Genomic DNA, 17,336 nt, shown 5'->3' with positions numbered 1-17,336 from the left:
GGAACGGGCGGGGCGCTCAGGCCGGTCGCGGGCGTGCACCGAACAGCGCGGTGCCGACGCGGACCAGGGTGGCGCCATGGGCGATGGCCTCAGGGTAATCGCTGCTCATGCCCATCGACAGCGTATCCACCTGCGGGTGCGCTGCCGCCAGCTTGGCAAACAACGTGGCCATGCGGGTGAAAGCGGCCTGCCGGCGTTCAGCGTCAGGCCACGGGGCCGGGATCGCCATCAGCCCGCGCAGGCGCAACTGCGGCGCGGCAGCGATGGCGGTGGCGAGGGCATCGATGTCCTCCGGCGCGCAGCCGTGCTTGCTGTCTTCGTCGTCGATGTTGACCTGGATCAGCACGTTCAGCGGCGGCTGGCCGGCCGGGCGATGCGCGGCCAATGCGGTGACCAGCTTGAGGCGGTCCACGCTCTGCACCCAGTCGAAATGACGGGCGGCGAGTTCGGCCTTGTTCGACTGCAGGTGACCGATCAGGTGCCACTCCAGGCCCAGCGATGCCAGTGCCTCGATCTTGGCGACCGCCTCCTGCACGTAGTTCTCGCCGAAAGCGCGCTGGCCCTGCGCGGCCAGGGCCTGTACGGCCTCGGCCGGCTGGGTCTTGGAGACCGCCAGCAGGACCGGATCTGGCCGCCCGGCGGCCGCGGCCGCGTTGTGCAGGTTCGTCAGGAGGGTGGGCAGAGGCTGGGGGGTCACGGCGGGTCCGGTGGATCAGGGGCTGGCGCGTATTGTGCACATCTCGCTCTATACTGCCGCCCGGGGAAAGAACCTTCCAGTCGCAGCAGTCATGGGGAGTAGCAGCGCATGGATATCGCCGAACTGTTGGCGTTTTCCGTAAAGAACAAAGCGTCGGATCTTCATCTGTCGGCCGGCCTGCCGCCGATGATCCGCGTTGACGGCGATGTCCGTCGCATCAATATTCCGGCCCTGGACCACAAGCAGGTCCACGCGCTGGTGTACGACATCATGTCGGACAAGCAGCGTCGTGATTACGAAGAGTTCCTCGAGGTCGATTTCTCGTTCGAGATTCCCTCGCTGGCGCGCTTTCGTGTCAACGCCTTCAACCAGAACCGCGGTGCGGGTGCGGTGTTCCGTACCATTCCCTCCGAGGTGCTCACCCTGGAAGACCTGGCCTGCCCGCCGATCTTCCGTGAGCTGATCGATCAGCCGCAGGGGCTGATCCTGGTCACCGGCCCGACCGGTTCGGGCAAGTCGACCACGCTGGCGGCGATGATCGACCACATCAACAAGAACGAATACGGCCACATCCTCACCGTCGAGGATCCGATCGAATTCGTGCACACCTCGCAGAAGTGCCTGATCAACCAGCGCGAAGTGCATCGCGATACGCACGGCTTCAATGAAGCGCTGCGTTCGGCACTGCGTGAGGATCCGGACATCATCCTGGTCGGCGAACTGCGCGATCTGGAAACGATCCGGCTGGCGCTGACCGCCGCGGAAACGGGCCACCTGGTATTCGGCACGCTGCACACCAGCTCGGCCGCCAAGACCATCGACCGCATCATCGACGTGTTCCCCGCCGGCGAAAAGCCGATGGTGCGCTCGATGCTGTCCGAGTCGCTGCGCGCGGTGATCTCCCAGGCCCTGCTGAAGAAGGTCGGTGGTGGGCGTACGGCTGCGTGGGAAATCATGGTCGGCACGCCGGCCATCCGCAACCTGATCCGCGAAGACAAGGTCGCGCAGATGTACTCGGCGATCCAGACCGGCCAGCAGATGGGCATGATGACCCTGGACCAGCACCTGCAGGACCTGGTCAAGCGCAGCCTGATCACCCGCAACCAGGCACGCGAGTACGCCAAGGACAAGCGGATTTTCGAATAGTGGTAGTGCCGGCCGCTGGCCGGCTCCTGAAAACCTCCGGAGTACACCGCGATGAGCACCACCACCATCGACTTCACCTCGTTCCTCAAGCTGATGGCGCACCAGAAGGCCTCGGACCTGTTCATCACCGCGGGCATGCCGCCGGCGATCAAGGTCAACGGCAAGATCTCGCCGATCACCCAGACACCGTTGACGCCGCAGCAGAGCCGCGACCTGGTGTTGAACGTGATGACGCCGGCGCAGCGCGAAGAGTTCGAAAAGACCCACGAATGCAACTTCGCCATCGGCCTGTCCGGTGTCGGCCGCTTCCGCGTGAGCTGCTTCTACCAGCGCAACCAGGTCGGCATGGTGCTGCGCCGGATCGAAACGCGCATTCCCACCGTGGAAGAGCTGAGCCTGCCGCCGATCGTCAAGACGCTGGCGATGACCAAGCGCGGCATCATCCTGTTCGTCGGTGCGACCGGTACCGGTAAATCGACCTCGCTGGCGGCGATGATCGGCTACCGCAACCACAACTCGACCGGCCATATCATCACCATCGAAGACCCGATCGAATTCGTGCACAAGCACGAAGGCTGCATCATCACCCAGCGCGAAGTCGGCATCGATACCGACAGCTGGGAGGCGGCGCTGAAGAACACCCTGCGCCAGGCCCCGGACGTGATCATGATCGGCGAGGTGCGCACCCGCGAGGGCATGGACCACGCCATCGCCTTTGCTGAGACCGGCCACCTGGTGCTGTGCACCCTGCACGCCAACAACGCCAACCAGGCGATGGACCGCATCATCAACTTCTTCCCGGAAGACCGTCGCAACCAGCTGCTGATGGATCTCTCGCTGAACCTCAAGGGCGTGGTCGCCCAGCAGCTGATCCCCTCGCCGGACGGCAAGACGCGCAAGGTCGCGATGGAAATCATGCTGGGTACGCCGCTGGTGCAGGATTACATCCGCGACGGTGAGATCCACAAGCTCAAGGAAGTGATGAAGGACTCGGTCCAGCTGGGCATGCGCACCTTCGACCAGAGCCTGTTCGAGCTGTACCAGGCCGGCGAGATCAGCTACGAAGACGCCCTGCGCTACGCCGATTCGCAGAATGAAGTGCGCCTGCGCATCAAGCTCTCGCAGGGCGGCGACGCACGCACGCTGTCGCAGGGGCTGGACGGGGTGGAGATCTCCGAGATCCGCTGAGCGGGGGCTGTAAAAGCCGGCGCGGCTCTGCGATAGTCTCGCCGTCGCGGGCCACCGCGATGCAGGGGGCGCCGGCACCTCGCCGGTATCAACGTATCAGGTGATGGGCATATGGACATGCACGATCCGTACCGCGCGCCGGCGGCGTCTTCCGCACTGCCGGCGGCGACTTTCGCCACCAACGGCGTCGCAACGTACTACGCACCACCCACGCTGAAGATCGTGGCGTTGTCGCTGGCCACGCTGGGTCTCTATCCGGTGTACTGGTTCTGGCGCAACTGGCGCGCGATCAAGCGCGAAACCGGTGGAGATCAGTGGCCGTGGGCGCGCGCGTGGTTCTCACCGCTCTGGTCGTTCCTGTGCTTCAGCGACCTGCGCGATGTGGCCGCCAATCGCCGCCGCACGCTGGCGATCGCACCGGGCCTGCTGGGCGTGGCCTACTTCCTGCTGTATGTGGCCAGCCGACTGCCCGATCCCATGTGGCTGGTCGCGCTGTTCACCTTCGTCCCGCTGTTGCCGGTCAACAGCCTCCTGCGGCGCTACCATCGTGACGAAGGCATGGATACGCGGGCGCTGGACCGCTTCGGGGTGTGGCACATCCTTGCGGTGGTCGTGGGCGGTCTCTTCCTGCTGCTCACGGTGGTTGGCACCCTGCGCGGCGATGGCGTTTCCTGAGGGCTGGATGATGGTGGCAGTGCGCAACCGATCCTGATCGACGACGAGCACGTGCAGCTGAAGACCTTGGATCCAACAGCTGCAGCAGCGCCGATGCATCACGATCAAGGCTGAAAAGGTCACCTGCACGCTACCGGGATGATGCGTATCTGCCTCGTGCATGGATTGATTAGCCACGCTCATGACCGACAGCGCTCCACACCCTCCAATCCCGGCAGCCGGCAGGGCTATGGTGGCACTCCCCCATGACGCCGGTCCCACCGGCAGGAGTACCACCATGCAGACACGTGAACTGGGCCGCAGCGGCCTGCGGGTTTCGGCCCTCGGGCTGGGCTGCATGGGGCTGAGCTACGGCTATGGCCCGGCCACCGACCGTACCGAGGCGATCGCCTTGCTGCGCGCGGCGGTCGAGCAGGGGGTCACCTTCTTTGATACGGCCGAAGCCTATGGGCCGTTCCTCAACGAGGAACTGCTGGGCGAAGCGCTGACGCCGTTCCGTGACCAGCTGGTGATCGCCACCAAGTTCGGCTTCAAGGATGGCCACGCCGACGCCGGCCTGGACAGCCGTCCCGAGCGCATCCGCGCGGTGGCCGAGGCCAGCCTGTCGCGTTTGAAGACCGACCGCATCGACCTGTTCTACCAGCACCGGGTCGATCCGAATGTGCCGATCGAGGACGTGGCCGGTACGGTCAAGGACCTGATCGCCGAGGGCAAGGTGAAGCACTTCGGGTTGTCCGAGGCCGGCGTCGATGCCATCCGCCGGGCGCACGCCGTGCAGCCGGTGGCGGCGCTGCAGAGCGAGTATTCCCTGTGGTGGCGCGAGCCGGAACAGGCCGTGCTGCCGGTGCTGGAAGAACTGGGTATCGGCTTCGTGCCGTTCAGCCCGCTTGGCAAGGGCTTCCTGACCGGTGCGATCAACGTGGATACGCAGTTCGCGGCCGATGACTTCCGCAACAGCGTGCCGCGGTTTGCGGCCGAAGCCCGCCAGGCCAATCAGGTGCTGGTGGACCGCATCAGCGCGATAGCCGCCGACAAGGGGGCCACGCCGGCCCAGATCGCCTTGGCCTGGCTGCTGGCGCGCAAACCGTGGATCGTGCCGATTCCCGGCACGACCAGGCTGCATCGCCTGACCGAGAATCTGGGCGCGGCTGCGGTGGTGCTGAGTGAGGCCGACCTGCAGCAGATAAGTGCGGCGCTGGACAGCATCGCCATCGTCGGGGATCGCTACAACGCCGAGCGGCAGAAGCTGGTCGCGCGCTGAGCGGGGCGCGGGGCGCACGACACCGGCCAACGCAGCCAGGATCGGCACGCGCGATACCGTCCCACACATTCGGGTAGGTGCCGACCGTTGGTCGGCACACACCTCACCCGCGAATGAACGCCAACAGATCCGCGTTGATCACGTCCGCATGGGTGGTGCACATGCCATGTGGGTAGCCTTTGTAGACCTTCAGCGTGCCGTGCCTGAGCAGCTTGATGGCCAGCTCCGCCGAATCGGCGATCGGCACGATCTGGTCGTCGTCGCCGTGCATCACCAGCACCGGCACGTCGATCTTTTTCAGGTCGTCTGTGAAGTCGGTTTCCGAGAAGGCCTTGATGCAGTCGTAGTGCGCGTTGATCGCGCCCATCATCCCCTGCCGCCACCAGTTGTCGACGATGCCCTGTTGCGGCGGCGTGCCGTCGCGGTTGAACCCGTAGAACGGAATCGGCACGTCGCGGTAGAACGCCGCACGACCCGCGACCAGTGCCTGCCGGAAGCCGTCGAAGACCTCCTTCGGCGTGCCGCCGGGGTTGGCCTCGCTCTTGACCATGATCGGTGGCACCGCACCGATCAGCACCGCCTTGGCCACGCGCCCGGGCTTGGCCTGCGCGACGTAGTGCGCGACTTCGCCACCGCCGGTGGAATGCCCGATGTGGATCGCATCGCGCAGGTCCAGGTGATCGGCCAGCGCATTGACGTCGGCAGCGTAGGTGTCCATCTCGTGCCCGCCGCTGGTCTGCGAGGAGCGGCCATGGCCGCGGCGGTCGTGCGCGATCACGCGATAGCCCTGCAGCAGGAAGAACTGCAGCTGGCTATCCCAGTCATCGGCGCTGAGCGGCCAGCCGTGATGGAACACAAGGGGCTGACCCTTGCCCCAGTCCTTGTAGAAGATCTCGGTGTTGTCGGCGGTGGTGACGTAGGGCATGGCACGGAACTCCTGAGGGAGGGGAGGGCACAGCGGGGTACCCGCACATGCTGCGGCTGGGGGGTGTTCAGCGGGGATGAACGGCGGATGTCGGTCCGGCGTCGGTGGCCCGGCACCTCCGCCGGCGGCGGCTGAATCAATTTCACCAGCAACTGTCACGCCGATCGTGTCTAATACCGCTCCCCACGCCACACCCCCACCCCCATGTCCCTTGAATCCCATGGCCCCGCGCCGTGCGACGACGCTGACGGCCACCTGGTCACCGCAGGCCCGCTGACCCCGCCCCCCGACAGCGCCGGCACCGTGGCCGACGAGAAAGCCCTGCGCCATTCCGTGGCCGAGGACGTGCAGGGCATGATCCTGGCCACGCTGGTGGCGTCGCTGGGCCTGGCCATCTTCGCCAAGGGTGGGCTGATGATCGGCGGCATGGCCGGGCTGGCCTTCCTGGCCCACTACGCCTTCGGCTGGAACTTCGGCCTGGTGTTCGTGCTGGTCAACCTCCCTTTCTACTGGGTGGCCGTGCGGCGCATGGGCTGGGAATTCACCCTGAAGACCTTCGCGGCGGTAACCGCCTGCGGCGTGCTGACCGACCTGCTGCCGCGCTGGGCCGACTTCGCCCACATGAGCTCGCTGTACTCGGCGATCGTCGGCGGCGCCCTGGCCGGCCTGGGCATCCTGTTCTACATCCGCCACCGGGCCAGCCTGGGGGGCATCGGCATCCTGGCGGTGTACCTGCAGCGCACGCGGGGCTGGAGCGCCGGCAAGGTGCAGATGTCGTTCGACACGCTGCTGATGTGCGTGGCGTTCTCGGTACTGTCCCCCTCCAAGGTGATGTACTCGGCGATCGGTGCGGTGGTGCTCAGCCTGGTGCTGATGTTCAACCACCGCCCGGGCCGCTACATGGGCGTCTGACGCCGGTTACTCACCCTGCGGCGGCACCGGCACGACGGTCACGCCGGAGACCCAGCGGCGGCTGCGCAGGTCCAGCGTCGCCGCCGACGTGTGCGACGCCGTCACCATCGATGGTCAGGGCGGCCAGCAGGCGGTCGATGTGCTTGAGCAGGCGCCGGTCCGCTGCGATCGCCGCGGCATCGGCATCCAGCGGTTCGCCATTGACATGCATCACCGGGTCGGCCAGCCAGTGCTCGCGGCCGTAGCGCACCTGCAACTGCACCGCCGGGCTGCGCTCGCGCGGGTCAACCGACAGCGGCCGGTTCAGCAGCAGGGTGTCGCCGTAGTAGTCGCCATCGCGTTAGGCGCTCCGGCACGGTGTCCAGGTCGCTTGCGGCAGCCAGCGGGGGCAGGCTCAGGGCAGCGAGCCGCGCAACCCGCACGACGGGGTGCGTCACGCCTGGCGCCAGGCCGGCTTGAGCGTGTCGATGCGCTTGAACACCGGGCAGTCCGGGCTGTGCGCGCCGGGCAGGTAGCCCAGGCTCATCAGGAACTCGCCGGTGATCTCCCCGCCGGTGAAGCGGAAGGTCTTCTTGAACAGCTTCACCCAGGCCGCCTTGTCCAGCGGATGGTGGGCATCCAGCCACCCGGCGAAGCTGCCGTGGCTGGCCCGCAGCTGCTGGATCACCTGGGCATTGTGGACGGCCGCGTGCACCTTGAGCCGGTTGCGGATGATCCGGGCATCGTTGAGCAGGCGCTCGATATCGCGCTCGCCATAGGCGGCCACGGTGTCCACGTCGAAGCCGTCATAAGCTGCGCGGAAGCCCTCGCGCTTCTTCAGGATGGTCTCCCAGCTCAGGCCGGCCTGGTTGATCTCCAGGATCAGGCGCTCGAACAGCTCGCGCTCTTCGCGCTGCGGGAAGCCGTACTCGTGGTCATGGTAGTGGCCGTGGACCGGATGGCCGGGGGCGATGAGGCAATAACCGGACACGTGCAGCTCCTTGCGATGGCGGATCAGGCGCGCGGGCCGGGGGCACGCGCGCAGGCCTGCATTATGTCAGCGCGAAAGCGCACATCACGGCCAGCGGCTAGAATGGGGCCATGTCTGAACTGTCCACTTCGCTTGCCCACCACCTGCTGGTCGCGCTGCCGTCGCTGACCGACCCCACCTTTGCCCGTACCGTGGCGCTGATCTGCCAGCACGACGAGAACGGCGCGATGGGCGTGCTGGTCAACCAGCCCTCCGAGTACACCCTCGGCGAGGTGCTGGCCCAGATGGAGATCACGACCACCAGTGACACCCTGCGTGGCCAGGTCGTGCTCAACGGCGGCCCGGTGCACCCGGAGCGTGGCTTCGTGATCCACGATGATGCGCGCAGCTGGGATTCCAGCCTGGCCGTGGGCGAGGGCGTCTTCCTCACCACCTCGCGCGACATCCTCGAAGCCATGGCGCGCGGCGAAGGCCCGCGCAATGCGCTGGTCACCCTGGGCTGTGCCGGCTGGAGCGAGGGGCAGCTGGAAACGGAAATCGCCGAAAACAGCTGGCTGGCCGTGCCGGCCGATGCCGAACTGCTGTTCAGCACGCCGCTGGACGAGCGCTGGCAGGGCGCGGCCGCGCGCATCGGCGTGGACCTGTTCCGCCTCACCGATTACAGCGGCCATGTCTGAGCCGGCCACGCCAGCGCCCGCCGCGGCCGCACCGCCGACGATCCGCCGTGATGGCACGGTGCTCGGTTTCGATGTCGGCTCGCGCCGGATCGGCGTGGCCATCGGCAGCTCGTTCGGCACCCATGCGCGTGCGATCGCGGTGGTCGATGTACATGGCAACGGGCCGGATTGGACCGCCGTGGAGCGCCTGATCAAAGAGTGGCGGCCGGATGGCCTGGTGGTGGGCGATCCGCTCACCCTGGATGGCCAGGACCAGCCCAACCGCAAGCGCGCGCAGGGCTTTGCCCGCCAGCTGCGGGAACGTTTCAAACTGCCGGTGGTGCTGGTCGACGAGCGCTCCAGCTCGGTCGAGGCCGCGCGCCGGTTCGCGGTCGAGCGCGCCGAAGGCCGCAAACGCCGCCGCGACGCCGCCGCCCTGGATGCAGTGGCTGCGGCGGTGATCATCGAACGCTGGCTCTCCTGCCCGGATGACGCCACCCCCGTTTCCTGACCCTCAGACCCTGCCCATGACCGCCTCGCAACTCGATTCCGATGGACGCCTGCGCCACCTGCTGACCCTGGAAGGTCTGCCCCGCGAAACCCTGCTGCAGCTGCTCGACCGCGCCGGCCAGATCCGCGATGCGGCCGTCGGGCGGGTGGGCAACAAGCGCCACGTGCTGGGCGGCTCGGCGGTCTGCACGCTGTTCTTCGAACCCTCCACGCGCACCCGCAGCTCGTTCCAGCTGGCCGCGCAGCGGCTGGGCGCGGACGTGCTGAACTTCGATGCCTCCACCTCGTCCACCCGCAAGGGCGAGACCGCCTGCGACACGCTCAAGAACCTGGAAGCGATGGGCGTGCGCGGCTTCGTGGTGCGTCATCCCGATGATGGTGCGGTGGCGGCGCTGGCCGCCGCGGCGGGCGAGGGCACGGCCCTGGTCAACGCCGGTGACGGCCGCAGCTCGCACCCGACCCAGGGCCTGCTGGACATGCTGACCCTGCGCCAGGCCAAGGGCAGCGATTTCTCGAAGATGAAGGTCATCATCGTGGGTGACGTGAAGCACTCGCGCGTGGCCCGCACCGACCTGCATGCCCTGCGCACGCTGGGCGTCGGCGAGATCCGCGTATGCGGCCCGCAGTCGCTGCTGCCGGACGATGACACCCTGAAGGGCTGCATCGTCGGCGACGATTTCGACGCGATGCTGGAAGGCGCCGATGCGCTGATGATGCTGCGCCTGCAGCGCGAGCGCATGGAAGAAGGCCTGGTGCCCTCGCTGGAGCAGTATCACGCGCAGTACGGCCTGGATGCGACGCGCCTCAAGCGCGCCGGCACCGATGCCGCCGTGTTGCACCCGGGCCCGATCAACCGCGGCGTGGAGGTCACCGACGAGGTGGCCGATGGTCCGCAGTCGTGGGTGCTGCGCCAGGTCGCCAACGGCGTGGCCGTGCGCATGGCGGTGCTGGAAACGTTGTTGGGGTGAGCGGCCGGCACTACCGAAAATGCCATTACCGCTTCTGCGCGAACAGCCACTCCCACATCGCCGCATCGGCATAGGTGGCGTCCCAGGCGTTGTGGTTGCCATCGGGATACTCGGTGTAACGCACATCCTTCGCGCCGGCCTGCTGGAACGCGGCGTGCAGCTTGCGGTCGTCCTCCGGCGGCACCACGTCGTCCAGCGCGCCATGGAACATCCAGATCGGGACGTTGCGCAGGCGCTGGGCGATGGCTGCGTACGGATCGGCCTCGTGGGCGACGTCCTCCACGAACAGGGTGGGGCGCACTGCACGCGGCGCCAGCACCGCGCCGCAGACCGGCACGATGGCGGCGAAGCGGGTCGGTTCGGCCAGCGCGATGTTCCAGCTGCCGTAGCCGCCCATCGACATCCCGGTCAGGTACTGGCGCTGTGGATCCGCACCGAATTCGGCGATGGCGGCATCCAGTGCAGCCAGCGCGATGCGGTTGTTCTCGCCCGACCACTCCTGGTCATCCGGCGTCTGCGGCAACACCACCAGCGCGGGGAAGGTGGAGGCGTGCTGGCGCAGGTATGGCCCGAGCCCGGCCTGGGTCTGGCGGCGGCCGTCGCGGCCCCGTTCGCCGGAGCCGTGCAGGAACAGCACCACCGGCAGTTCGCCGCGTGAGGCCGCTGCGTTGCGCGGCACGAACACCTGGTAATACGCAGTCTGCCCATCCACCTTGACCGCGCGGCCGACGAACTGGCCCCCGGATGTTTCCGGCGTGCTCGCGCATCCGGCCACCGTCATCATCGCCACCGCCCACAGCAGCCATCCACTCCAACGTCGCGCCATTGTCGTGCCTTGTCTGAAATCGATTTCAGTCTAGGCCCGGTAGTGTGTCGGAGCATCTTGCAGTGCATCAGTCCGGGCGCGGCGCCGCGGCGAGGATGTCGAGCTGTTCGACGGCTTCAGGGTGGCCTTCGGCGGCTGCCGCCTGCACCTGGGCCAGGCTGGGGTGGACCACCAGCAGGATCGGGTTCTCGCACTGCGGGCAGTCGAACTGGGCTTCGTCTTCGTGCAGTTCCATCGGCATCTGCCGCGCGCTGCCCCGCCATTCGCAGGCAGCGCAGGTATACGTCGCGTCGCGCCAACCGGGGACGAAATAATTGTCGAGGGTCACGGCCATGCGGGGTCCAGGGTCAGTGCAGCAGGATCAGGGTGGCCAGGCCGAGGAAGCTGAAGAAGCCCATGACGTCGGTGACGGCGGTGACCACCACGGTGCCGGCCACGGCCGGGTCGACGTTCATGCGCTTGAGCAGCAGCGGCAGCAGCACGCCGGCCAGGGCCGCGGCGCAGAAGTTGATGATCAGCGCCAGGGTGATCACCAGCGACAGCAGGAAGCTGTGGAACCAGAGGTAGGCGATGATGCCGACCACGGTGCCGATCAGGGTGCCGTTGATCAGCGCGACGCGCGATTCCTTCCACAGCAGGATGCGCGCGTTGCTCTGGCCGACCTGGCCCAGGGCGATGCCGCGCACCATCAGGGTCAGCACCTGCACGGCCGCATTGCCGCCCACGCCGGCCACGATCGGCATCAGCACGGCCAGCGCCACCACCTTCTGCAGGGTCAGCTCGAACTGGCCGATCACGCTGGCCGCCAGGAACGCGGTGCACAGGTTGATGCCCAGCCAGACCACGCGGCCGCGCACGGCGCGCTTGATCGGCGAGAACAGGTCTTCTTCTTCGTCCAGACCGGCGGCGCCCAGCGCCTGGTGCTCGGCCTGCGACCGGATGATGTCGACCACGTCATCGATGGTGATGCGGCCGAGCAGGATGTTGTTGTCGTCCACCACCGGGGCGGAGACCCAGTCATGATCGGAGAACTGGCGCGCGACTTCATCGGCGCTCTCGCCGACGTCGATCGCCGGCTGTTCGTCATCGATCAGGCGGTTGATCGGGGTGTTGTCCTCATGCGTCACCAGCGCGGCCAGCGAGAGGCGGCCCAGGTACTGATGGCGGCGGCTGACCACGAACAGGTGATCGGTGTGGTCGGGCAGTTCGCCGCGCAGGCGCAGGTAGCGCAGCACCACGTCGACGTTGACGTCGGCGCGCACGGTCACCACGTCCGGGTTCATCAGGCGGCCGGCGCTGTCCTCGGGATAGGACAGCACCTGCTCGAGCCGCTCGCGGTTCTCGCGGTCCATCGACTTGAGGACTTCGTCGATGACCGTGTCCGGCAGATCCTCGACCAGGTCGGCAAGGTCATCGATGTCCAGGTCTTCGACCGCGGCGATGATTTCGTCCGGGTCCATGTCGGCCAGCAGGCTTTCGCGGACTTCCTCGCCGACGTGGACCAGCACCTCGCCATCGTCTTCCGGATCGACCAGGCCCCAGACAATCTCGCGCTTGCCCGGGGGCAGCGATTCGAGCAGGTTGCCGATTTCCGCCGGCGCCAGGGTATTGACCAACCGACGGACCGGCCCCAACCGCCCGCTGTCCAGTGCATCGGACAACAGCCGCAGCTGGCGCGCCGTCTTGTCGTGGCGTACGGCTTCGGCCATGCGCAGCTCCTGCGGAAAAAGAAAAAGGCCGCTATCCGGTGGAGGATGCGGCATGGGCGGTGGTCACCGCGTCATTATCGCGTGCTTGTGTGTCAATAGGGTAGGTGCAGGCGGCCCGAGAGGTGCCACCAGCAGGGCTGCATCGGCTGATTTGCCCCGGCTCACGCATCACGTGGGCGCACTAAGCCTGCCACGTTCCGGGACGATTCTTGATGGCATGCCATCTAGGAGGGCGGGGCGAGACCCGATTAGCGCCCTTGTGCCGAGTCGGATTCAGTATCACAGCAATGAAGCTTCGTGACCACGCGTCTCTGTCCTCCCGGAACATCCAGATCGCTGTCGTCGAAAAATCCGGTCACTCGAACCGGGATGACCAGGTGGGAGGTCGGCACCCACTGGGCGCCACTGGCGTCTGACAATGCACGAACCTCGGGCTCGGCCCGGATGGACTTCGCAAAGATCGTTAGCGTCCCGTCAGCGGGTGCTTTCACGGTGCGCATCTTCCTCTTCCGCACGATTCATTGACGCTTGGAGCAGCTTATTTTTGAGACGTGGCATCCTTGAAACTCCTTGTTTCTTTGCAGGTGCAGCGTCCATCAGCATCGATCGCGGAATAGGGGGGCTCGTCGTATGGCCGTCTCGATTGAACCGGTTCACGCGCCGGCAGGTGCTCCGCGGCTGCGGCGACCCTCGCGTTTCCGCGCTGGATGGGAGGCAGGCAAGGGTAGGACATCAAAACACAGCAGATCTATCGCTTGGAAAATGGTTCCGCCAGCAACATGTGAGTCGCGTGAAACCCGCTGGCCACGAGCGCGGATGTGCAGTGCTGGAGCATTCGTTACTGCAGGCATGCGAAACGCAGAGGCGCGGAACTCTTCTGCGACCCTCGTCCGACTTAACTCATCCGATAATTCAAGCCACAGGCCCGAGCCTAAACCTTCCTTGCAATCCTGAATCGAAATGCCATGACGCGTTGCTTCATAGCAACCTGCTACGACAACGCTCTGGCCCAGAGGGGTTCGCTTCAATTGATCCACCTCCACATCCCTTGATTCAACATGACAGGCGCTCGCGCCTGCCAGTTCGCTGAAAGCTGCTACCAATAGCAAGGCAAACTGCTTCATGGGGTGCATGCCCCGTTCTGACAGGAGGTTTTTACGCTCCCACTGGCCTGGGATTGGAGGGCGCCTTCGTCGCGGCCGGTCCCCACTTCCCAAAGGCCCCAGGGGAACGGAGCTGGAGGGACTCGTGATAGGCGGCCTCGGCGCGATATACGCGAAGTTCGCCTTGAAGAGCCCAGCGCATCGGTATGAATGTACTTAACCACGGTCTGCGCCGTCGCAACACTTGAGATGAGTGGCGACGACAACAGCAGAATAAATCGAACGGTGAAGTTCATGGTCCGTCCTTGGAGCCAGATAGAGTTGTGGCAATTGAATCGATGTTTCAATTCGTCAGGCCGGCCTTTTCGATCCAGCGTTCGATGCCACGCCGGTCGCGCGCCTGCAGCAGCTTGGGCGCCATCGCCTGCAGCACGGACAGGTCGCTGTCGCGCACCGCGCGGCGCACTTCCAGCAGGGTGCCCGGGTGCAGGCTGAATTCCGTCAGCCCCAGCGCCAGCAGCAGACGCGTCATCAGCGGGTCGCCGGCGATCTCGCCGCACACCGCCACCGGGATGTTGTAGGCCTGGCCGGTGCGCAGGATATGCGCCAGCAGGCGCACCACCGCCGGGTGCAGCGGCGAATACAGCTCGCCGACCGCCTCGTTGTTGCGATCGGCGGCAAGCAGGTACTGGACCAGGTCGTTGGTGCCGATCGAGAGGAAGTCGACCAGATCGATGAAGCTCTCCAGCGCGATCGCCGCTGCCGGGACTTCGATCATCGCGCCGAACGGAATGTGTTCGGCCACCTCGTGGCCTTCGGCGCGCAGCAGCTCGGCCTGCTTGGCCAAGCGCCGGCGCACGGCGAGGATCTCCTCGCGGGTGCTGACCATCGGGATGAGGATGCGCAGCTTGCCGTAGGCCGAGGCGCGCAGGATCGCGCGCAGCTGGGTGTCGGCCACCTTCGGCCGCGCCAGCGACAGGCGCACGCCGCGCAGGCCCAGCGCCGGGTTCTCTTCGTTGCTCAGGGTCAGCCCGGTGCGGTCGGCCTTATCCGCGCCCAGGTCCAGGGTGCGGATGGTGACCGGCCGTCCGCTCATGCCCAACGCGGCATCGCGGTAGGTCTCGAACTGCTCCTGCTCGTCGGGCAGCTCGTTGCGCTGCAGGAACAGGAATTCGGTGCGGTACAGGCCCAGCCCGTGCGCGCCCAGCGCATGGGCCTGGGTGACGTCTTCGCTGGATTCGGCGTTGGCCAGCAGCGCGATGTCGACGTTGTCGCGGGTGCGGCTGGGCTTGGTGCGCAGGCGCCCGAGTTCGCGCTGTTCGCGCGCATGCTCGCGCAGCCGCACGCGGTAATCGCGCAGGTCCGGTGCCTGCGGGTTGATGGTCACCGTGCCGTCGCTGCCATCCATGATCAGCACGTCGCCATCGGCGACCTTCTGCAGCACGTTCGGCACGTTGACAATCAACGGCAGGTGCAGGCTGCGCGCCAGGATCGCGCTGTGCGACAGCGCGCTGCCGCCGGCGGTGATGATGCCGACCACCCCGTGGGCCTGCAGCTGGGCCAGCTCGGACGGGGCGATGTTGTCGCAGATCAGGATCTCGCCGGCCATGCCTTTGACGTCCGGCGGGCGCTTCTGCAGGAAGGCATGGATGCGCCCGATCACATGGTCCAGATCGTCCATGCGGCTCTTCAGGTAGGCATCGTCCATGCCATCGAAGACCTTGGCCAGGCGGTCACGCTGCACGCGCAGCGCGTAGCCGGCGCTGTAGGGGCCACTGCGGATCAGCTCGTCCAGGCCGAACAGCAGTTCGGGGTCATCCAGCAGCAGCGCATGCAGGTCGAGGAACTCGCCGACTTCCTGGTTGAGCGCGCCATGCAGGCGCTGGCGCAGATCGTGCATTTCGCCGCGAGCCGCTTCCACGGCCACGTGCAGGCGCTCCAGTTCGGCCTCGACCTTGGCTGGCGGAATGCGCTGCTCGGCCACTTCCAGGGCGTGCGGCAAGCGCACCCGGGCGCGGCCCAGGGCGTTGCCGCGCGAGGCACCGTGGCCGGACAACAGCATCGCCCCGGACGCGGTCCGGGCCGGTGCGGAGGATCCCGGTCGCGGTTGCCCCCCCATGCTCAGTTGTCCTCGTCGAAACGCCGTTCGAACAGGGCCACCACCGCGTCCATCGCGGCGGCTTCATCCTCGCCGTCGATGCGCACGGTGACCGGGGTGCCCTGGCCGGCGGCCAGCAGCATGACGCCCATGATGCTCTTGGCGTTGATCTCACGGCCCTTGGCGGCCATGGTCACGTTGCAGCGGAAAGGCGCCAGCTCCTGCACCAGCTTGGCAGTGGCGCGGGCATGCAGGCCCAGGCGGTTGGAAACAGTGAGTTCACGTTCAAGCATCGTCGACAATCGCTCCATTGCGAGTGCCTGCCGCGGCTGTGGCAGGCAGTTGATCCAGTCCCTGTTCCGGATAATTCATCACCCGCATCAACATCGGCAGGCTCAGCGCCGAAACCCGGCGTGCCGGGGTGCCCAGACGAGCCAGTTGCCCGGCCAGATTGCTGGGGCTGGCGCCGTACAGGTCGGTCAGGATCAGCACGCCCTGGCCACTGTCCACCCGGCGCAAGGCGGCCGAGGCGAGCGGGAGCAGGACGTCCATATCTGCGTCGAACGGTACTTCGAAAGCTTCGGTCTTCAGCGGCAGGTGCCGCAGCAGACGGGTCGCCACGTCCAGCAGGGCCGTGCCGACACCGGGATGAGTTACGAGGAGAATGCCACAGGTCATTGCCGAACGTTAACAGGTCGACATGAATTGGCGATAGCACGCGTGAAAGACTGCTGTGTTCCGCGGTTCAGCGTGTCGATGACCTGTCCCGGGTCGGCGCAGGACAGGGCGATGGGGAGACGCCGCGTCGAGGGTCGGCCAGGCATGTCGCCACGCCCGGCCCCGGTACTTGCCGGCGGCCGCCGGCGATGCCGTTTTCAGTCAAGTTCGCGATGGAACGTGGCCACTTCCGGCCAGCCCTGGTCGCGGGCATGGCGGGCCATGCGCTCGGCCATGTAGACCGAGCGGTGCTTGCCGCCGGTGCAGCCGAAGGCGACCGTGACATAGCTGCGGGTGTCATTGCCCAGCCGTGGCAGCCAGGTGTCGAGGAAATCGACCAGCTGGCCGGCGTAGCGCTGTACGTCGGGCTGCTCGTCCAGGTGCTCGCGCACGCCGGCATCGCGGCCGGAGAGCGGGCGCAGCTCCGGGTCCCAATGCGGATTGGGCAGGACCCGCACGTCGAACACGAAGTCGGCCTCGGCGGGGACGCCGCGCTTGTAGGCGAACGATTCAAACAGCAGCGACAGCTTGTTGCCGTGGGCGAGCGCGAATTCGGTGACCACCTTGCGGCGCAGCTGGTGCACGTTGAGGCTGCTGGTGTCGATCACCGCATCGGCGGCACGGCGCAGCGGCGCGGTGAGTTCACGCTCGCGGGCGATCGCTTCGGGCAGCGACAGCCCCAGCTGGCTCAGCGGATGGCGGCGCCGGGTGTCGGCGTAGCGCTTGAGCAGGGTCTCATCGGTGGCATCGAAAAACAGCAGCTGCGCATCCAGGCCGGCGGCCTTGGCGTCTTCGCGCCAGTGCGAGAGCTGGGTCAAATCGCTCTGCGCGCGCACGTCGATGCCGACTGCCAGCCGGCGCGGCGCTTCGCGGCCCGGATCACCCAGCAGGCTGCGCACGAAATCCGGCAGCAGGTCGATCGGCAGGTTGTCCGAGCAGTAGTAATCCAGGTCTTCGAAGGTCTTCAGCGCGACC

The 17,336-nt window shown here is 66.7% G+C and carries 20 protein-coding genes; 8 read left to right on the top strand and 12 right to left on the bottom strand.

The window, feature by feature from the left end; all coding sequences use genetic code 11:
- Window positions 1-16: 16 nt before the first annotated feature.
- Window positions 17-697 carry a YggS family pyridoxal phosphate-dependent enzyme gene (locus tag ORK51_RS17150; RefSeq protein ID WP_266086093.1) on the bottom strand — a complete coding sequence of 227 codons (681 nt, stop codon included), beginning with the start codon at window positions 695-697 and terminating at the stop codon, window positions 17-19.
- A 108-nt stretch (window positions 698-805) separates the two neighbouring features.
- Here ORK51_RS17150 and ORK51_RS17145 point away from each other — a divergent pair, with 108 nt between their 5' ends.
- From ORK51_RS17145 to ORK51_RS17130, 4 genes are all read left to right on the top strand, one after another.
- On the top strand, window positions 806-1,843 hold the full coding sequence (locus ORK51_RS17145) for a type IV pilus twitching motility protein PilT (RefSeq protein ID WP_019185385.1): 1,038 nt from the start codon (window positions 806-808) through the stop codon (window positions 1,841-1,843).
- Window positions 1,844-1,894: 51 nt separating this feature from the next.
- Entirely contained in the window at window positions 1,895-3,031 is a 1,137-nt protein-coding gene (locus ORK51_RS17140; protein ID WP_019185386.1) for a PilT/PilU family type 4a pilus ATPase, read from the top strand.
- Window positions 3,032-3,142: 111 nt separating this feature from the next.
- The gene (locus ORK51_RS17135; protein WP_266086090.1) at window positions 3,143-3,706 is read left to right on the top strand and encodes a hypothetical protein; all 564 of its coding nucleotides are present in this window, start codon (window positions 3,143-3,145) and stop codon (window positions 3,704-3,706) included.
- Window positions 3,707-3,983: 277 nt separating this feature from the next.
- Window positions 3,984-4,967: an aldo/keto reductase gene (locus ORK51_RS17130; protein WP_266086087.1), complete on the top strand. Its 984-nt coding sequence runs from the start codon at window positions 3,984-3,986 to the stop codon at window positions 4,965-4,967.
- A 103-nt stretch (window positions 4,968-5,070) separates the two neighbouring features.
- Here ORK51_RS17130 and ORK51_RS17125 read toward each other — a convergent pair whose 3' ends face one another.
- Window positions 5,071-5,892 (bottom strand): alpha/beta fold hydrolase, encoded by an 822-nt coding sequence (locus tag ORK51_RS17125; RefSeq protein WP_266086085.1) that lies wholly within the window; start codon window positions 5,890-5,892, stop codon window positions 5,071-5,073.
- Window positions 5,893-6,096: 204 nt separating this feature from the next.
- Between ORK51_RS17125 and ORK51_RS17120 the strand changes: the two genes are divergently transcribed.
- On the top strand, window positions 6,097-6,804 hold the full coding sequence (locus ORK51_RS17120) for a YitT family protein (protein ID WP_019185390.1): 708 nt from the start codon (window positions 6,097-6,099) through the stop codon (window positions 6,802-6,804).
- A 10-nt stretch (window positions 6,805-6,814) separates the two neighbouring features.
- Here ORK51_RS17120 and ORK51_RS17115 read toward each other — a convergent pair whose 3' ends face one another.
- A complete protein-coding gene (locus ORK51_RS17115) occupies window positions 6,815-7,066 on the bottom strand; it encodes a hypothetical protein (protein ID WP_266086083.1) in 252 nt (83 codons plus the stop codon).
- 171 nt (window positions 7,067-7,237) lie between these two features.
- Window positions 7,238-7,774, bottom strand: coding sequence for a DNA-3-methyladenine glycosylase I (locus tag ORK51_RS17110; protein ID WP_019185392.1), 537 nt, complete (start codon window positions 7,772-7,774; stop codon window positions 7,238-7,240).
- A gap of 110 nt (window positions 7,775-7,884) precedes the next feature.
- Between ORK51_RS17110 and ORK51_RS17105 the strand changes: the two genes are divergently transcribed.
- From ORK51_RS17105 to ORK51_RS17095, 3 genes are read left to right on the top strand one after another with little or no spacing between them, the layout of a single operon-like run.
- On the top strand, window positions 7,885-8,451 hold the full coding sequence (locus ORK51_RS17105; RefSeq protein WP_019185393.1) for a YqgE/AlgH family protein: 567 nt from the start codon (window positions 7,885-7,887) through the stop codon (window positions 8,449-8,451).
- Complete coding sequence (gene ruvX / locus ORK51_RS17100; RefSeq protein ID WP_019185394.1) at window positions 8,444-8,941, top strand: Holliday junction resolvase RuvX; 498 nt, start codon at window positions 8,444-8,446, stop codon at window positions 8,939-8,941. Before ORK51_RS17105 ends, ruvX begins: the two co-directional genes overlap by 8 nt.
- 16 nt (window positions 8,942-8,957) lie before the next feature.
- Window positions 8,958-9,908: an aspartate carbamoyltransferase catalytic subunit gene (locus ORK51_RS17095; protein WP_019185395.1), complete on the top strand. Its 951-nt coding sequence runs from the start codon at window positions 8,958-8,960 to the stop codon at window positions 9,906-9,908.
- A 25-nt stretch (window positions 9,909-9,933) separates the two neighbouring features.
- On the opposite strand, the gene ORK51_RS17090 is transcribed toward ORK51_RS17095, so the two are convergent.
- The 8 genes from ORK51_RS17090 to rapZ form a co-directional block, all read right to left on the bottom strand.
- Window positions 9,934-10,734, bottom strand: a complete 801-nt coding sequence (locus ORK51_RS17090) for a carboxylesterase family protein (RefSeq protein WP_266086077.1) — start codon at window positions 10,732-10,734, stop codon at window positions 9,934-9,936.
- Window positions 10,735-10,801: 67 nt separating this feature from the next.
- The gene (locus ORK51_RS17085) at window positions 10,802-11,068 is read right to left on the bottom strand and encodes a hypothetical protein (protein ID WP_266086075.1); all 267 of its coding nucleotides are present in this window, start codon (window positions 11,066-11,068) and stop codon (window positions 10,802-10,804) included.
- 13 nt (window positions 11,069-11,081) lie between these two features.
- Complete coding sequence (gene mgtE / locus ORK51_RS17080) at window positions 11,082-12,443, bottom strand: magnesium transporter (RefSeq protein WP_019185398.1); 1,362 nt, start codon at window positions 12,441-12,443, stop codon at window positions 11,082-11,084.
- A 653-nt stretch (window positions 12,444-13,096) separates the two neighbouring features.
- Window positions 13,097-13,567, bottom strand: coding sequence for a hypothetical protein (locus ORK51_RS17075; protein ID WP_266086073.1), 471 nt, complete (start codon window positions 13,565-13,567; stop codon window positions 13,097-13,099).
- A gap of 322 nt (window positions 13,568-13,889) precedes the next feature.
- Window positions 13,890-15,608 (bottom strand): phosphoenolpyruvate--protein phosphotransferase, encoded by a 1,719-nt coding sequence (ptsP, locus tag ORK51_RS17070; RefSeq protein WP_266086071.1) that lies wholly within the window; start codon window positions 15,606-15,608, stop codon window positions 13,890-13,892.
- Window positions 15,609-15,667: 59 nt separating this feature from the next.
- Window positions 15,668-15,937 (bottom strand): HPr family phosphocarrier protein, encoded by a 270-nt coding sequence (locus ORK51_RS17065; protein ID WP_019185400.1) that lies wholly within the window; start codon window positions 15,935-15,937, stop codon window positions 15,668-15,670.
- Complete coding sequence (locus ORK51_RS17060; protein ID WP_019185401.1) at window positions 15,930-16,322, bottom strand: PTS sugar transporter subunit IIA; 393 nt, start codon at window positions 16,320-16,322, stop codon at window positions 15,930-15,932. Before ORK51_RS17060 ends, ORK51_RS17065 begins: the two co-directional genes overlap by 8 nt.
- 197 nt (window positions 16,323-16,519) lie before the next feature.
- Window positions 16,520-17,336: RNase adapter RapZ (gene rapZ / locus ORK51_RS17055; RefSeq protein ID WP_266086067.1), on the bottom strand; the 817-nt coding region annotated here is incomplete at its 5' end.

It is taken from the genome of Stenotrophomonas sp. RIT-551 (assembly GCF_026241915.1).
Classification (GTDB): Bacteria; Pseudomonadota; Gammaproteobacteria; order Xanthomonadales; family Xanthomonadaceae; genus Stenotrophomonas; species Stenotrophomonas bentonitica_A.
The sequence above is the reverse complement of the archived record's forward strand: the minus strand, read 5'-3'. Positions and strand labels throughout refer to the sequence as shown.

Bases quoted from the DNA above. Each gene is read 5' to 3' on its own strand.
- ORK51_RS17105 (WP_019185393.1), top strand. From the start codon at position 7,885: ATGTCTGAACTGTCCACTTCGCTTGCCCACCACCTGCTGGTCGCGCTG.
- ORK51_RS17085 (WP_266086075.1), bottom strand. From the start codon at position 11,068: ATGGCCGTGACCCTCGACAATTATTTCGTCCCCGGTTGGCGCGACGCG.
- ORK51_RS17120 (WP_019185390.1), top strand. From the start codon at position 6,097: ATGTCCCTTGAATCCCATGGCCCCGCGCCGTGCGACGACGCTGACGGC.
- ORK51_RS17145 (WP_019185385.1), top strand. From the start codon at position 806: ATGGATATCGCCGAACTGTTGGCGTTTTCCGTAAAGAACAAAGCGTCG.
- ORK51_RS17125 (WP_266086085.1), bottom strand. From the start codon at position 5,892: ATGCCCTACGTCACCACCGCCGACAACACCGAGATCTTCTACAAGGAC.
- ptsP (WP_266086071.1), bottom strand. From the start codon at position 15,608: ATGCTGTTGTCCGGCCACGGTGCCTCGCGCGGCAACGCCCTGGGCCGC.
- ORK51_RS17090 (WP_266086077.1), bottom strand. From the start codon at position 10,734: ATGGCGCGACGTTGGAGTGGATGGCTGCTGTGGGCGGTGGCGATGATG.
- ORK51_RS17135 (WP_266086090.1), top strand. From the start codon at position 3,143: ATGGACATGCACGATCCGTACCGCGCGCCGGCGGCGTCTTCCGCACTG.
- ORK51_RS17140 (WP_019185386.1), top strand. From the start codon at position 1,895: ATGAGCACCACCACCATCGACTTCACCTCGTTCCTCAAGCTGATGGCG.
- ORK51_RS17060 (WP_019185401.1), bottom strand. From the start codon at position 16,322: ATGACCTGTGGCATTCTCCTCGTAACTCATCCCGGTGTCGGCACGGCC.
- ruvX (WP_019185394.1), top strand. From the start codon at position 8,444: ATGTCTGAGCCGGCCACGCCAGCGCCCGCCGCGGCCGCACCGCCGACG.
- ORK51_RS17095 (WP_019185395.1), top strand. From the start codon at position 8,958: ATGACCGCCTCGCAACTCGATTCCGATGGACGCCTGCGCCACCTGCTG.
- ORK51_RS17130 (WP_266086087.1), top strand. From the start codon at position 3,984: ATGCAGACACGTGAACTGGGCCGCAGCGGCCTGCGGGTTTCGGCCCTC.
- mgtE (WP_019185398.1), bottom strand. From the start codon at position 12,443: ATGGCCGAAGCCGTACGCCACGACAAGACGGCGCGCCAGCTGCGGCTG.
- ORK51_RS17065 (WP_019185400.1), bottom strand. From the start codon at position 15,937: ATGCTTGAACGTGAACTCACTGTTTCCAACCGCCTGGGCCTGCATGCC.
- ORK51_RS17075 (WP_266086073.1), bottom strand. From the start codon at position 13,567: ATGAAGCAGTTTGCCTTGCTATTGGTAGCAGCTTTCAGCGAACTGGCA.